Source organism: Moritella viscosa (genome assembly GCF_900120065.1).
GTDB lineage: Bacteria > Pseudomonadota > Gammaproteobacteria > Enterobacterales > Moritellaceae > Moritella > Moritella viscosa.
Window position 1 is genome coordinate 49,597 of record NZ_FPLG01000110.1, and the last position, 14,557, is coordinate 64,153.

General features: G+C 39.6%; 13 protein-coding genes. 7 read left to right on the forward strand and 6 right to left on the reverse strand.

What is annotated here, in order from left to right; translation table 11 throughout:
* The 5 genes from BT797_RS17330 to BT797_RS17350 form a co-directional block, all read right to left on the reverse strand.
* Window positions 1–1,293 carry an MFS transporter gene (locus BT797_RS17330; protein WP_045110802.1) on the reverse strand — a complete coding sequence of 431 codons (1,293 nt, stop codon included), beginning with the start codon at window positions 1,291–1,293 and terminating at the stop codon, window positions 1–3.
* A complete protein-coding gene (locus tag BT797_RS17335; protein ID WP_045110801.1) occupies window positions 1,293–2,042 on the reverse strand; it encodes a glycerophosphoryl diester phosphodiesterase in 750 nt (249 codons plus the stop codon). The genes BT797_RS17330 and BT797_RS17335 overlap by 1 nt, the downstream gene beginning before the upstream one ends.
* Window positions 2,043–2,442: 400 nt before the next feature.
* Window positions 2,443–4,272 (reverse strand): sugar phosphorylase, encoded by a 1,830-nt coding sequence (locus BT797_RS17340; RefSeq protein WP_075472989.1) that lies wholly within the window; start codon window positions 4,270–4,272, stop codon window positions 2,443–2,445.
* A 31-nt stretch (window positions 4,273–4,303) separates the two neighbouring features.
* The gene (locus tag BT797_RS17345; RefSeq protein WP_045110799.1) at window positions 4,304–5,533 is read right to left on the reverse strand and encodes a glycosyltransferase family protein; all 1,230 of its coding nucleotides are present in this window, start codon (window positions 5,531–5,533) and stop codon (window positions 4,304–4,306) included.
* Window positions 5,534–5,585: 52 nt separating this feature from the next.
* Complete coding sequence (locus BT797_RS17350; RefSeq protein ID WP_082276084.1) at window positions 5,586–7,400, reverse strand: HAD-IIB family hydrolase; 1,815 nt, start codon at window positions 7,398–7,400, stop codon at window positions 5,586–5,588.
* 233 nt (window positions 7,401–7,633) lie between these two features.
* On the opposite strand from BT797_RS17350, the gene trhO reads away from it, so the two are divergent.
* The 5 genes from trhO (at window position 7,634) to BT797_RS17375 (ending at window position 12,833) form a co-directional block, all read left to right on the forward strand.
* Complete coding sequence (gene trhO / locus BT797_RS17355; protein WP_045110797.1) at window positions 7,634–8,638, forward strand: oxygen-dependent tRNA uridine(34) hydroxylase TrhO; 1,005 nt, start codon at window positions 7,634–7,636, stop codon at window positions 8,636–8,638.
* Window positions 8,639–8,826: 188 nt separating this feature from the next.
* The gene (locus BT797_RS17360; RefSeq protein ID WP_045110796.1) at window positions 8,827–9,255 is read left to right on the forward strand and encodes a DUF4399 domain-containing protein; all 429 of its coding nucleotides are present in this window, start codon (window positions 8,827–8,829) and stop codon (window positions 9,253–9,255) included.
* Between the two features lie 174 nt (window positions 9,256–9,429).
* Window positions 9,430–10,149, forward strand: coding sequence for a DUF4184 family protein (locus BT797_RS17365; protein ID WP_045110795.1), 720 nt, complete (start codon window positions 9,430–9,432; stop codon window positions 10,147–10,149).
* Between the two features lie 279 nt (window positions 10,150–10,428).
* Window positions 10,429–10,938 carry a putative pterin-binding protein gene (locus tag BT797_RS17370; RefSeq protein ID WP_045110794.1) on the forward strand — a complete coding sequence of 170 codons (510 nt, stop codon included), beginning with the start codon at window positions 10,429–10,431 and terminating at the stop codon, window positions 10,936–10,938.
* Window positions 10,938–12,833 (forward strand): putative bifunctional diguanylate cyclase/phosphodiesterase, encoded by a 1,896-nt coding sequence (locus tag BT797_RS17375; RefSeq protein WP_045110793.1) that lies wholly within the window; start codon window positions 10,938–10,940, stop codon window positions 12,831–12,833. Before BT797_RS17370 ends, BT797_RS17375 begins: the two co-directional genes overlap by 1 nt.
* Window positions 12,834–12,918: 85 nt before the next feature.
* Here the strand turns inward: BT797_RS17375 and BT797_RS17380 are convergent, their stop codons facing one another.
* Window positions 12,919–13,662 (reverse strand): sulfite exporter TauE/SafE family protein, encoded by a 744-nt coding sequence (locus BT797_RS17380; protein WP_075472991.1) that lies wholly within the window; start codon window positions 13,660–13,662, stop codon window positions 12,919–12,921.
* 305 nt (window positions 13,663–13,967) lie between these two features.
* Here BT797_RS17380 and BT797_RS17385 point away from each other — a divergent pair, with 305 nt between their 5' ends.
* Together BT797_RS17385 and BT797_RS17390 are read left to right on the forward strand one after the other, a co-directional pair.
* Window positions 13,968–14,174 carry a DUF3565 domain-containing protein gene (locus tag BT797_RS17385; RefSeq protein WP_045110791.1) on the forward strand — a complete coding sequence of 69 codons (207 nt, stop codon included), beginning with the start codon at window positions 13,968–13,970 and terminating at the stop codon, window positions 14,172–14,174.
* Between the two features lie 22 nt (window positions 14,175–14,196).
* A complete protein-coding gene (locus tag BT797_RS17390) occupies window positions 14,197–14,517 on the forward strand; it encodes a putative signal transducing protein (protein ID WP_045110790.1) in 321 nt (106 codons plus the stop codon).
* Window positions 14,518–14,557: the final 40 nt, after the last annotated feature.

A 14,557-nucleotide genomic window follows, 5' to 3' on the forward strand; every position in this document is an offset into this window, starting at 1 on the left:
TTATGCTGGTGTTGCATCATCAGTTGAGATATTACCTGCTTGTTTACGTTTTAGTAATAGTAAACAAATCGCCGTGAACATACCAAATGCTGATACGCTCAGACCAATACCAAAGATCATTTGATACGCTTCAATTGCAGGATAGGTATCGATGATCCAACCGTTTAGTGCGTAAGCCCAGAATACTGATGCATATGCAGCGAATGAACCAACACTCATTGCTGCGCCACTGAATTCTTTCGGAACACCTGCTTCAGCAATCGGCGCTAAGATAATGCCTTTTGCTAGGAAGATACTAAACGAGAAGCACATTAGTAGAATCATGTTCATTACTAACATTTCAGCTGATTTTGGTAGTAAAATTGTAATACCTAAACAGATAACAGTAAGACCCAGTGCACACAGCATCATTTTAATCGATGATTTGAACACAAAGTCAGCAATTGAGCCAGCAACAAGACCGGCAACAACACCCATAGCACCAGTATTAATGATACCGAAGATAGCGGCTTCTGCAGTTGTTAAACCAAACACAGCTTGTAAGTATGGTACTGTGTAGATAAGCGTGATGTAAGTCCAGTAAACTGTTAGAGATGTTAGAGCCGCTAACCATACTGTTGGCATTTTTAATACATAGAATAAACCTTGTAATGCTGCTTTGTTTTTACTTTCGCCTGCTTTAACTTCTAATTGATTGTCTGGTACAAATTTCCATACACAGAATATCATTGGTAGGATAAGTAAGGTATAGAATACGATAGCACCTTGGAAAATCAAGATTGAACCACTCACTAATGCCATGATACCAACGATAATTGCGTTCATGCTCATTTCTGTTGCACGACGAATTGACTCTAATAAACCAAAAGCCATGCCTTTGTTGTCATCGCCTGACATTAAGTTAACGCCATTCACAACAGCAGGCCAGAAGATCGCATCAATCAGACCCCAAAGTCCGGCAATGACGATCAAGAAGGTAAATTCAGGTTGAAAGATGATGATAGCCATCATACTTAAGAATCGTATGAACATACTGGTCATTAAAATCGAACGTACAGAGAAGCGGTTATTTACCCAACCAGCAGGGATGTAGAAGAACATTGCTGAGCCGATTAGTGTAAATAGTACACCCATCTGCGTATTATCAATGTTTAATACTTCTAGTAGTAAATTATAAAATGTACCTTTAAATGCTTCGAAAGCAGAATAAATGATCTGTCCTGACAGTACGACAGATAAGAAACCGTAAAAGCGGCTTTTTGAGTCGAAGCCAATTTTTTCTAATAAACTCATTATTTATTACCTAACACTTTGTATTTTGATGGGAATTTATGGGCAACATCGGTACAAATACCGTCGACACCCCAGTTGAATAATTGATTAGCGCGCGCAAGATCGTTTACAGTCCACACGTTTACTTTAAAACCAGCGGCTTTAAATTTGTGAACCATTTCTTGCGTTAAGCCTTTGTCTTCTGGATGGATGTAATCTGCGTTACACCAATCTAAAATTGAGTTCCAATCGTCCCACAAGGTATGGCTTTCAAATAAACAAGCAACTTGGGTTTCTGGGCTACGACGTTTAAATTCGGTTAGGGCAAGGTGGTTGAAGCTTGATACGATTAATTCGCGCTCAGGGTTTAGCTCTTTCAAACCAATAATTAAATTATCAATCAGGGTATAGCTAAGTTCTGCACTTGCTGCGCATGATTTAATTTCGATATTCATGTTGAGCTCAAGCTCATTTGCTAATGAAATTAACTCTTGGAGCGTCGGTAGTTTTTCACCAATGAATTCATCTGCAAACCAGCTACCAGCATCGATATTCGCGATATCGTCATGACTGATTTTGCATAATTGACCACTCTTGTCAGTACAACGATCTAAAGTATCGTCATGTGAAACAATAATCGTACCGTCTTTTAAAATATCAACGTCACATTCGAACCATTGAATATTATTCTCTTTGCATAAAGAAAATGCGGCTAATGTATTTTCTGGTGCCAGCGATGACATTCCACGATGAGCAATCAATCTTTTCATTGTTAACCTTCTTGCAACTAAAATTGTGACGAGATAATAGGGGAGATTATATAAACGAAATGTGACATAGATACAATTATCACTATTCGAAAGTTAAAATGTTCAAATAAAGTTTTTATTTGTTTGAAAATTCATCAATCGAAACGTTTTTTAACTAGTATAAATACTTAAAAATAGTTTGGTTTCAATCGAAGGTTACATTTGAAGGTGTAAATGGATGTATTTGTGAGAGTGGTTAATTTGACGTTAAAAGTTGTGAGGTTAACTGTTTTGTTATTATTATGCTTTAGATTAGGTGATAATGACTTATAAAAGACTCATTATTCTTTAGCTATTTAAATTAAATGTTATCAATAATAGGGCTACTGTAGGGTAACCCTAGCGTTAAATTATGTTCATTTTATCGGTTACTCAACCATAATGTCTGGTAGGGTTTGAGTGTTAATATTTGGCTAATATCCTCGATAGTATCCCCGGTAATTAAATCATACCAAAAATCGCTACTGATTAAGTTCACATTGGCTAGCGGTAATGTAAGTTGCGTATCTGAAATATTACTGATGCAAAATATGCTTTGGCTACGGTCTATGCTTTGTCGCCAAAATCCAAAGAGTTGTTCGCCTAACTGTAAGGTGAATTGAGTGGCATTTGGGTGAAATGCGGGTTGCGCAGTTCTTAATGTGATCAGATGATTAATATCATGTAATGAACGAGCATGTTGGCTTTCGGGGTTATCAAGTTGCTTTGTTAGTGAATTAAGTGCCCAGCGATGTCGATTGATAGAACGATTATGACTCGTGTGGTCGAGCTTTTTATAATCATTACTCGTGCCGAGTAAACTATGAATGTAGATCCCAGGGATACCTTCTAGTGCGAGCATGATCGTATGAGCACAGATAAAACGTGCATGCCCCCATTCGTCTTTACCTGCTGTTGTTCCTTTTAATGCATCGTATAAGGTGATATTTAACTCATAAGGCTTACGCACTTTTTTTTCTTCCGAATTCGAGGTGTTTTTAGTATCTGCCGTCACTGTTCGCCAAGATATTTTACCACCAAATTCTTGCATCGTAGTGACTAACTGATTTATCTCTTGATCTGACAATAAACCTTCTGTTGGTCGTAAGCCGATACCATCGTGCGATGCGATAAAGTTAAAATAAGCCGTGCCATTTTGGGCTGGTGGCATGCTCATCATCCATTGTTTTAAGTATTGGCAATTACCGGTGATCAAGGTATTTACCAATAAGGGTGGTAGGGCGAAATTGTAAATACAATGTGCTTCGTTGCCATTACCAAAATAGGTAAGGTTTTCTTTGTTGGGAATATTGGTTTCAGTAATTATAACGGCGTCTGAACGTGCATGTTCGATTAAGGTTCGGAGTAAACGTACAATTTCGTGAGTTTCGGGTAAGTTAATGCAAGGCGTGCCTGCTTTCTTCCACAAGAAGGCGATCGCATCGAGGCGGAATATCTTCACGCCATTATCTAAATATTGACGGATAATGGACACGAAATTGATGAGTACCTTGGGATTAGTAAAATCGAGATCGACTTGGTCATGACTAAAGGTGCACCACACTTGCTGTTCGCCAGAGGCGGTTTGTGTGCTTCTGAATAAAGGAGATGTACGTGGTCTCACGACGGCTTCTATATCGTGACGGTCGGTACTGCTATCGCCATTAGTTGAGACTGTCGCGTTTGAAAGTGAATAAGTTGAGTCGGTATAAAAATAATCATAACCAGTACCTTCGCCACGAATGAAGTTGTCAAACCATTTACTGCGGCTAGAGCAGTGATTGATGACTAAGTCAGACATAAGATGATGACTCTGTGCTATCTGTTTTATATCATCCCAATCACCTAATGCATCGTTTACACTGGCGTAGTCAATAACCGAAAAACCATCGTCACTGCTATACGGAAAAAATGGCAGAATATGCACACTGTTAATTGTATCTGCACAGTAATGTTGTAAAAAATGATGCAATGTCTGCAGGGGTTTTTCATCCTGATTGAGGATACTGTCACCGTAGGTTATCAATATAGTATCTTTTTCAGACCAATGATTTATTTGTGGTGTCGGCGTATGAAAGTGATCGGTTAGCCGCATTGTGCTGATCAATTCTGCAGCCAGCACTTCGATTGATACGGATAAATTAATATCCGCATAAATTGTACTGATCTGTTGTTCTACTCGCTGTAGTAATTCAATATTTGGATTTAACATCGTCACCATCCATTTTTTAATTTTGCGACTCTTATAGTTGAGCAATGAACTCAGCTCTATCTAGTTCAACAGCTTCCTTGAGGCGTTCTAATACGTCAGGCATTGCCGATATTACGCGGTTCCAGCTAGGCATAAACGGTTTTTCCATTGGGTTATCGAGGAAGTTCTGCCCTGCGATCATGATGTTCTGCGCAAACATTTCAACCGCTTCTTCTTCTGAGTGAATGTCGAGAGTCAGGCCATTCATGACTGCATCATTATAGTAAGTTTCAACAAAATCTAAGGCTATACGGTAATAGGTTGCTTTGATAGTGCGGAAATTTTCATTGGTGAAGGTATGACCTTGAGTCGCCAACTTACGGAAGAATGCCTTGGTAATATCAATCGACATTTTTGATAAACCGCCATTTTCATTATCCAATGATAGATCTTGATGTTTGTGATCGTATACATCAGCAATATCAGCTTGGCATAATCGATTATGGGAATAATTACGGTGCATTTCTGACAATACTCCGATCTCTAATCCCCAGTCACTTGGGATACGAATATCGTTAAGTACATCTTTACGGAATGAAAACTCACCTGCGAGCGGATAACGGAAACTATCCATGTATTCAAGGTAATCGTTATGGCCGACAACGCGTTTAAGTGAGCGTAATAATGGCGTAATGAGTAATCTAGAAACACGCCCATTAATTTTACCGTCTGCAACGCGAGCGTAAAAACCTTTACAAAATTCATAGTTAAATTGCGGGTTCGCAACGGGATAAATCAAGCGTGCGAGCAGTGATCTGTCGTAGGTTAGAATGTCGCAATCATGTAACGCCACTGATTCTGATTTCCCTGATGCAAGTGTGTAACCCATGCAGTACCAGACATTACGGCCTTTGCCTAATTCTTTGGGCGCTAAGCCAAGTTCAGCAAGTTCAGCATCAAGCGCTTGCAGGCGAGGGCCATCATTCCACAAAATACGGTGATGCTGTGGCAATGCGCCGAAGAATTTTAACGCGTGTTTATATTGTTCTTCATTAGCGCGGTCTAAGCCGATCACAATTTCGTTTAAATACGGGACATCTTGTAAATGATTAATAATATTAGGCAGTGCTTCACCTTCTAACTCAGAGAATAGCGATGGGAGAATTAAGGACATAGGACGCAGTTTTGAAAATTCAGTGAGTTCTGCTTCCATTGCTTCTAATGAACGTTGGTTTAGGTTATGTAGTGTTGTAATTACACCATTTTGATAAAAATCAGCCATGATAAACCTTCCTTAGTATTTGAATCGAAGTATTGAATTAATGTTTTAAAATTTAAACCGTTATTAGTTCAAGCTCAGGTAATACCTTGGGTAATAGTTTGGGTAATAATGTAGCTAGTACTTCAGCCCAGCCTGTTGGCCCTGTACTTTTACTTGTGATTAAGTGTTGTCTACGTTTTAATTTAGGTGGAATATGCACTGGAGATAAAATGATTGCGGCATATTGCGCAGCTTCTAACATGGCAATATCATTGTTACCGTCACCGAGTGCAATGGAGTAAGGCGTTTGCTGTGGATTAAATAATTTAAATTGATTCATTAACCAGTTCATTGCTTTACCTTTATTACAATCACCACAAATATGTAGGAAACGTCCGCCTTCTAAAATCGTAGCACCTTGTTTTTTAAAGTGTTGGATGAATATTTGTTTCTGAGCTGCATTACCTTTCCAGAGTATGGGTTCGCCATATTGTCTTTGACTTGCAAGTGCTGCACTTGCCTCATCTAATCCTGTCGCATCAACAATGTCGTTAAGTGTCATAGTATTCATACTGGTAAACAATGTGGTTAATTCTACAGGCACTGTCGGCAGCAGTGATAACCAATGGTCACGTGAATGTACTAGCGATTTAACCCAGTAACCATCTTGTTGTATTGTACCGATAGGCTGGTGGCTAAAGTAGTTAACAGGGATGTAAATGGCTGCACCATTTTCAATAATAAAGGGCCCATTTAAATCTAACTGTTTTCTTAGTGCGAGTAATTCGGCATAGGTTTTACTGGTATTTGGAATAACGGGGATTGCAGCGCGCTTTAATTTGGCGAGCGTACTTAATGCGGGAGTAAAACTGTAGCTGTCATGATCGAGCAAAGTACCATCAAGATCTGTAAAAATAGCAGGGTAATGATCAAGCTGCATTGATTGAGGACGGTATGAGTGCACTATGTTGTGGTTACTGTCCATTTCAAACACCCAATTGCATGATGCGGGTAATGTCGTTAATCCATGTTTGGTGAGCCGTTCGAAATACGCTGTAAACCGTTTAATATCAGATTCGTTCATGACTCGATCAAGCGGGGAATTGAGCGTCAGCGCTTGCTGCTTTAATTTTAATTCTTGCTCAAGTCGCCATTGGTAAACGGTATTGAAACTCGGAGCTTTAAGCATGACTAACATATCAAGTCGTTCATAAAGCGCTGTGTAGTGATGTTTGATCTGATTGTTCACATAACGACGCCAAACACCGTATTTGTCTTTTGATGCTTCGAGCTGGTTGACGGGGTCTAATAGTGCCTCATCTGTTTGTGCCTGTACGCCTAAGCACCAACCTTCAAGAATAATGACGTCGACAGCGCCATGAATTACTGGCCATTCTGATTCTGGGTACGGGTTATCGGTAGTTTTATTAAACCGAGGCAGGGCAACTGGCGTTGATTTATTGTTAGCGGATTGCAGCTTATCTAAGGTACTGTGCGCGAGTGATAAATTATGTGTTCCTGGCACCCCCCGAGTTTGTAATAAGTGATGTTCATGCTCTGATAGGTTTTTACGTTGCTGGTGGCTATAATAAAAATCATCCATAGAGATAACGGCTACATTCATTTTATAGGCACTGGTTAAATAGGTCGCGAGATAATCGGCGAGTGTTGATTTACCCGAGCCTTGGCAGCCATTAATACCAATTAAAACAGATGCTTGTTTGTCATTTGAACGATCAACATTTGTTATCATACTGTTTATTGCACGATACTGGTGCGCTCTGATTGCAGATATGAGCCCTGTGTACCATTTTGCTGCATCGGTTAAATAAGCAGTCTCTAGCTTATTACGTTCAATAAATGCGGTTAGTTGTGGGTTTGTCATCATAATAGCCATCCTTGAATGAGCGAGTCTTACAATAAATCAATCAATAACTGTGCCAGATATTGATTAACCTAACAAAAAACTACCTCCAAGGTGTAGGGTTAAGCGTTTCAATAAGGGATGTTTGTTGAGCTAGATCAATTTTTCTGGTCGATATAGGGTATTTCTGTTAATATCGCCGCCTTAATCTACAGCTCTGGATTTACGTTCCAGTTAGCTCAATGGGGAATAACCAAATGTCAGTACCAATTACTACAAAAAATACCGCTCAAATTACAGTTTGTGCATTATACAAATTTGTACGTTTAGAGAATTTCGAAGCGTTACGCGCGCCTTTATTAGCAAAAATGGAAAGCCAAGATGTTCGCGGTACGCTGTTATTAGCGGCCGAGGGTATTAACGGTACAATTGCTGGGCCACAAGCAGGTATTGATGCTGTATTAAGCTTTTTATCTCAAGACCCAAGTTTGGGCGAAATCTCTTTCAAAGAATCTTATAACGATGAGAATCCGTTCTTACGTACTAAGGTTAAATTGAAAAAAGAGATCGTAACTATGGGCGTTGAAGGTATTGATCCTAACCAAGTTGTTGGTACGTATGTTAAACCGAAAGATTGGAATGCACTTATTTCTGATCCTGAAGTGATTCTGATTGATACGCGTAACGATTATGAAATTGAGATCGGTACATTCCAAAATGCTGTAAACCCGAACACAGCGACTTTCCGTGAATTTCCTGAGTATGTGAAAAACAACTTAGACAAAGAAAAGCACAAGAAAGTAGCGATGTATTGTACTGGTGGTATTCGTTGTGAGAAATCGACTGCTTATTTAAAAGAGCAAGGTTTTGATGACGTTTACCACTTAGAGGGTGGTATTCTTAAGTATCTTGAAGAAGTGCCAAAAGAAGAAACGATGTGGGAAGGTGAGTGCTTTGTATTCGATGGTCGTGTTTCTGTAAATCACGATTTAGAACAAGGCGAATGTGATCAATGCTTCGCTTGTCGTTACCCGTTAACACAAGATGAACTGCAAAGTGAGCATTACGTGAAAGGTCTTAGCTGTCACCGTTGTCATGATCAAGTGACAGATGAACAGCGTAGCCGTTTTGCTGAGCGTGAACGTCAAATGGAACTTGCTGAAAAGCGTGGTGAGTCACACATCGGTGGTGAAATTAAACACATCATTGATGAACGTCGCGTAGAAAAAGCAAAGAAAAAAGCTGAGCAAAACGCGAAGTAATATTTGGGTTATAAATGCTTAAATAAGTTAATAAAGGCTTAGAATAAAAACCGCTGGTTAGGTTACTTGGAATGGTAGCTTACTCGCGGTTTTTTATTATCTGCAGTTTGAGATTATTATTTATAATTTGGGGTGTAGTCTACAATTAATGGAATGTGGTGAAAATATTCATTAATGAGGTGCTAAGTATGTTACAAAAATTATTGTTTATTACATTACTCCTTGTCGGATTTAATGCGTTTGCATTGAAGCAAGAATCGGGTAATTTAGCGCCGCCAGGTGTCGATGTATACATTATTAGTCCAGCAGATGGGGATATAGTTTCACAGACATTTAGGGTTAGGTTTGGTTTACGTGGAATGGGTATTGCGCCAGCGGGAATAGATCGAGTAAAAACGGCTCATCACCACTTGCTTATTGATACTAAGGTGCTGCCAAATTTGACTAAACCGTTACAAGCAACAGATAAAGTACGGCATTTTGGTGGGGGTCAAACGGAAACACAGCTAACACTAAAACCAGGTAAACATACTTTACAGTTACTGCTTGGGAATTATGCTCATGTCCCTCATGATAAACCGTTAATGTCGACGAAAATAACGGTTACGGTCAAATAGACTGTGCATTAATCAACTTAGCCTCCGTTGTTACTCGTTTTGTTTTTGGTTTAGAACCGCTATTTATCATTATCTATTTGTAATTAATCGTGTATTTGGTACTGTTTATGAAAATTAAACTGGAGTTCACGTTATACGTAATTCCGTATAACAAGCTGTTAGGTGAATAAAACGATGCCATACACATTATCACACGCTGTAGTTGCGCTACCTGTATCAGTCATTGCGCGGGGAAGGATTCCGCTTGCTGCGATGGTTGTAGGAAGTATGTCTCCCGACTTCCCATATCTTTTAGCACTTAGTCCAACAGAAGCTCCAGGCCATTCGGAGAGTGGGGTGCTTATTTATTGTCTTCTTCCGTCACTTTTGATGTTACTTGTTTGGTATCGATGGATTGAGGGGCCGACTCTTGAGCTATTTCGGTTACCGCGAAGGGAATGGTCATTTGGAAAGTCTTCGTATTTTTTAGTCGTGCTTGGGGTATTGATCGGTGCATACAGTCATGTATTGTGGGATGCGACAAGTCATTTTGATGGTTTGTTCGTTGTGAATAGTGAGTTCTGGAATAGAGAAATACTTTCGTTGCCCATGTACAAGTTGAACCAATACGGCGGGGGGATATTGGGCCTAGCGGCTTTGTTTGTGTGGTACGTGTTTGCAGTCATTAAAAATCGCCAAGAACAATATCAGGGTAAGTTGATCATAGGTGTGCTTGTGTATTCTATAAGCATTGTTTTTTTTGTCTTATTGGCAAATATTGTTCATGGCTCGACGGTTATTATTGAGTTCGCAGTTCGTTCTGCTATTGGTGGGATTGTGGGCGGTATTTGTGGAATGTGTATGTATGCATTTATGGTACATTTACAGGCCGATAAAAAATATTATAACGAATGAATTACACTCTTTCTGCGTCAAGTCGCGCTGGCTTGGAACCGAGCGCTCCACGGCTAACTCAAACTTGCCCTTATTCACAATTTAGTGTTTTAGATTTGCCTTACTTTTTCTTGTATGAAAAGATGTTGCCTGTTTTTCATACACTAGCGGAACACTCTTAATATAAGCGATAAATGGATGTTAACTCTATTATTGCGTACATAAAAGTGTATTTCGCTATGTTATTGGTATGATTTTTCTAACTTTTATTTGAAATTGAAGTAACCAGGAATCAACAGCATGCAGATAAAAATTGTGACGGTATTTTTGTTAACCGGACTACTAGGATTACCTTTAGGGAGCATGGCCGCTGATTTATCTAAGCCAGAAGGTGCCGTCATCCTTACTGTTAGGGGAAATATTAGTAATACAAATGCTAATCGTGAGGCCCTGTTTGATCGTCAAATGTTGGAACAACTTCCCCAAACCAAAATTACTACCCACACACCTTGGACTAAAGGGCTACATGTTTATGAAGGGGTGTTGCTCAATGACTTACTAGAAAAAGTGGGGGCTTCAGGGCATAAGCTAGTAGCGAAAGCTTTGAACGATTACCATGCTGAAATTGATCTGGCTGCACTCAGGGACTACCCAATACTTCTAGCAATAAAAACTGATGGGGTTTTCATGCGAGTGCGTGATAAGGGGCCTATCTGGATTATCTACCCTTTGTCTGATTATTCAGAGCTAGATACTATTAAGCGCTATGAGGAGATGGTTTGGCAGCTTACTAGCTTGGAAGTGTATTGATGAAAAGAGTCAAAATTTTCATTCTCACTTTTGTCGTACTTATGTTTGCTGTCAGCTCAGTTATTAGCACTCAACGTAATACCCAAGTTACGGATATTCTGACTCACTCGATGAAAACAGTCGGCTGGACGGCTTCTGAATTGGAGCTAGAAATGCTCAAATTCATTCAAGCATTAAGGAGGACAGCCCTAAATGATATGGGAGCAGAAGATTTACAGCTACGTTTTGAACTGCTTTGGAGTCGGATTGGGGTGTTATCGGTAGGAGAGGAAACCCGCGAATTTCGCAGCCAGCCTGGCGCAATTGAGTTATTGCGGAATATCAAACAGCGCTTGGTTGAAATTGAATCAGAGGTGCTGAATCTCAAAATGGGTGAGCAAAATGCGATAAGAATAGCGCAGGAGCTTAAGCCCTTACAAACGCAGGTGAGGGAGTTTAACATAAGGAGTTTCTCTGGGGATAGAGCTTGGGCTGGCCTGAAACATGTTTACAGTCTTCAGAATGACGCTAACATTTTTTTGTTCGGTCTATTGCTTAGTGGCAGTATTTTAATTTTTCTAGTCATTCGTGAGAGCGCTGTTAATCGTAAACAAGCATTACATGACAGCTTGACTGGCTTAGCAAATCGCCACTTCTTTCAATATGCTTTGGAAAAAACTATTACAAATTCTCAGCGTAATAATTCCCGTGCGGCTGTCCATATGATCGATATGAATGGATTCAAGGAGGTAAATGATCGACTCGGACATGCAGTTGGAGATGCGCTGCTTCAGGAGGTCGCATCACGTTTAGCGCAGAGTGTTTGTTCGTCAGATGTTGTCGCGCGTTTGGGAGGGGATGAATTTGGCATCATTCAGAAACACATCACAAATTCAGATGAATGTGTCCAGTTAGCACAGCATATTCATAAACAGATTAATTGTGAGATAAATGTGCACGGTTACAGGATATATCCAAATGTAAGTATAGGAATTAGTGTTTTTCCTGATGATGCTGAGTATCCTGATAAGCTATTAAATAATGCTGATACGGCTATGTACTTTTCCAAAAAAGATGCGGATGTGTGCTATCGATTGTTTGAGCAACAAATGAATGATAGTGTTTTACGTTATAGCATATTAGCAGAAAGTTTACAGGCAGCATTACGCTACGATCAGGTCCAGTTGGTTTACCAACCTATCGTTTGCCTCAAGACGAAAAAAATAATGTTGGTTGAAGCTTTATTGAGATGGCGTCATGAGCAATATGGTCACATCCCACCGCTTGAGATCGTTTCTATCGCAGAAGAATCTGGCTTAGCAGAGAAGCTAAATGAGTGGGTATTACGAAAAGCATGTTCACAAAATATGGTATGGAGGGAAGCTGGTCTACCATTGATTCAAGTTTCTGTTAATATTTCTCCAGCTATGTATACGCGGTATGATCTTGTGGCTATAGTCAGTCGTACGCTATCCGTTACAGGCTTACCAGCAGACCAGTTAGTTATCGAAGTTACTGAAGATACAACTATGCAAGATATTGAGAGCTCACCTGACATTCTACAAAAGTTACGTCGTTTGGGAGTCGAGCTGGCACTGGATGATTTTGGGACTGGTTATTCTTCGCTCTGTCTCCTCAAAAAGATGCCATTTCAGAAACTAAAAATTGATAAAGTCTTTATTCAAGAACTAAGTCATTTACCTAAGGATATTAGTTTTATTCGAACCATTATCAACCTAGCCCATGGACTCGGTATGCAGGTGGTGGCTGAAGGGGTTGAAACCACTGAAAATCACGAGGAACTTTATCTAGAAGGCTGCGAATATGGCCAAGGCTACCTGTTCTACAAGCCTGTCCCGAGTAATGAAATTGCATGCATTTTACAAGACAATTTTAGTTCTATATATTCTAGTTAATATAATATGAAGACACTCTTCAGGACGTTGTAATAAGTCAAGAGTTAACTTGTCATTTTTATCTGTGTATCTAAATCATATCTCGCTATCTAAATAATAAACTAGAGCCGATAACCATTAACATACAAAAAGCTATTTTACGCATAGTGTCTAAACTGATCGGTGGTGGGTAATGTTTGGCAAACCAACTAACGCCAAGTACGATAGGAATACATACAGCGGAAAAGAGTAGCATGTCCGATGTTAATTCACCGCGTATTCCAACCATAGTGAGACGGCTAATTGAGCTAACAAAAAATATACTTAGCAGGTATAAACGAATGAGGTTAAGGGGAAAAGGCTGACGATAGAAAATATAGACGAGTGGTGGCCCCCCCATACTAAACATCCCATTTAAGATACCCGATGCAGTACCTGCACAGAAAAACTCGGGTTCTTTAGAATGCTTACGGTCTTTATGTGGTGACTTTAAGATCATACTGATCCCTGCACCGATAATTGCAACGCCCAGTATAGTTTGTAATATCTCATTAAAAGAGCTGCTGAGGTATTCCAGTAATGTTAAGCCTATAAACATGCCCGGTAGCATGCCAGTTACAGTTATGATGACTATTCGCTTATTTAATTGCCCGAAACAGCCTTTAAGTATGAATATACTATTCATCAGTGTAACGCTACTAATTACAACGGATGTAAAAGCGATAGGTACTAGGTTAAAAGTTGTAACTGTCCCCATTACGATCATACCTAAGGCAAAACCTGCGATACTCTGTACGTAGGTAGCCACAGCAATAATCGCCATGAAAGGCAATAAAGTTTCAACGAGCATTATGTATTCCTAACCTAGGGGATTTATACGATTACGCGGTATTTTCTCATGAAAATTAGCGTTAATGCGCTGTTATGTGTAATTACTTAACATTTTCGAAGGTAGAATATTATTGTACTGATAATGTAGCTATTACTCAATCACTCTACGCCGCAAGCGTGTAATTCCGCGTAGAATCGGGACGGATTAATGCAAACCTTAAATAGGTTTTAATTCTTTTTTTTAGTATGCTTACTTTATAAGTAAGGTCCGTATCGTTATAGATTGTTAATGTGGTATTGGTCGTGTCAGATTTGGAGAGGGAAATGAAACAACCAATAGTTGGTTATCACAAAGATGAAGAAGATGATTGGGTTGCCGAGCTGGTCTGCGATCATTTCCAGCATGTTCGTCACAATCCACCTTGGTTTTGTCGACCTTGGGTGGTTACACCGGAGGGGCGAAAATCAATGCTAGGCTTTGAACTTAACTGTAAAAAATGTGTTGAAGGAGCCCCTCGAGATAAGGGCTAAACCTTAAGTAACGGAGTCTGTAATGAAATTAATTTATACCCACGAAAATGGTTTTCTTGTTAACAATGTTAAAAATATTGTCGAAGCGAATGGTATTGACGTTGTACTTAAAAATGAATACTCATCTGGTGCAATTGGTGAAATATCGGCAATTGATGCGTGGGTAGAACTTTGGGTGATTCATGACACAGAATTTGATATAGCACAACATATTGTCGTTAACCTGCAAAGTAAAGCCAATGATCCAGAATGGCAATGCCGTGAATGCTCAGAAGAAAATGATGCCTCATTCGATGTTTGTTGGAATTGCCAATCTGAGAATGATGAACAAATGAACGTCTAGTCTTAGTGATTAAAATTGTTCCTCGGTATATTCCTATGGC

What these genes read in the sequence shown, in the direction of transcription:
- BT797_RS17375 (WP_045110793.1), top strand. Translation starts at nt 10,938, where the DNA reads ATGAAAAGAGTCAAAATTTTCATTCTCACTTTTGTCGTACTTATGTTT.
- BT797_RS17360 (WP_045110796.1), top strand. Translation starts at nt 8,827, where the DNA reads ATGTTACAAAAATTATTGTTTATTACATTACTCCTTGTCGGATTTAAT.
- BT797_RS17365 (WP_045110795.1), top strand. Translation starts at nt 9,430, where the DNA reads ATGCCATACACATTATCACACGCTGTAGTTGCGCTACCTGTATCAGTC.
- BT797_RS17330 (WP_045110802.1), bottom strand. Translation starts at nt 1,293, where the DNA reads ATGAGTTTATTAGAAAAAATTGGCTTCGACTCAAAAAGCCGCTTTTAC.
- BT797_RS17390 (WP_045110790.1), top strand. Translation starts at nt 14,197, where the DNA reads ATGAAATTAATTTATACCCACGAAAATGGTTTTCTTGTTAACAATGTT.
- BT797_RS17345 (WP_045110799.1), bottom strand. Translation starts at nt 5,533, where the DNA reads ATGGCTGATTTTTATCAAAATGGTGTAATTACAACACTACATAACCTA.
- trhO (WP_045110797.1), top strand. Translation starts at nt 7,634, where the DNA reads ATGTCAGTACCAATTACTACAAAAAATACCGCTCAAATTACAGTTTGT.
- BT797_RS17335 (WP_045110801.1), bottom strand. Translation starts at nt 2,042, where the DNA reads ATGAAAAGATTGATTGCTCATCGTGGAATGTCATCGCTGGCACCAGAA.
- BT797_RS17350 (WP_082276084.1), bottom strand. Translation starts at nt 7,400, where the DNA reads ATGATGACAAACCCACAACTAACCGCATTTATTGAACGTAATAAGCTA.
- BT797_RS17340 (WP_075472989.1), bottom strand. Translation starts at nt 4,272, where the DNA reads ATGTTAAATCCAAATATTGAATTACTACAGCGAGTAGAACAACAGATC.
- BT797_RS17385 (WP_045110791.1), top strand. Translation starts at nt 13,968, where the DNA reads ATGAAACAACCAATAGTTGGTTATCACAAAGATGAAGAAGATGATTGG.
- BT797_RS17380 (WP_075472991.1), bottom strand. Translation starts at nt 13,662, where the DNA reads ATGCTCGTTGAAACTTTATTGCCTTTCATGGCGATTATTGCTGTGGCT.
- BT797_RS17370 (WP_045110794.1), top strand. Translation starts at nt 10,429, where the DNA reads ATGCAGATAAAAATTGTGACGGTATTTTTGTTAACCGGACTACTAGGA.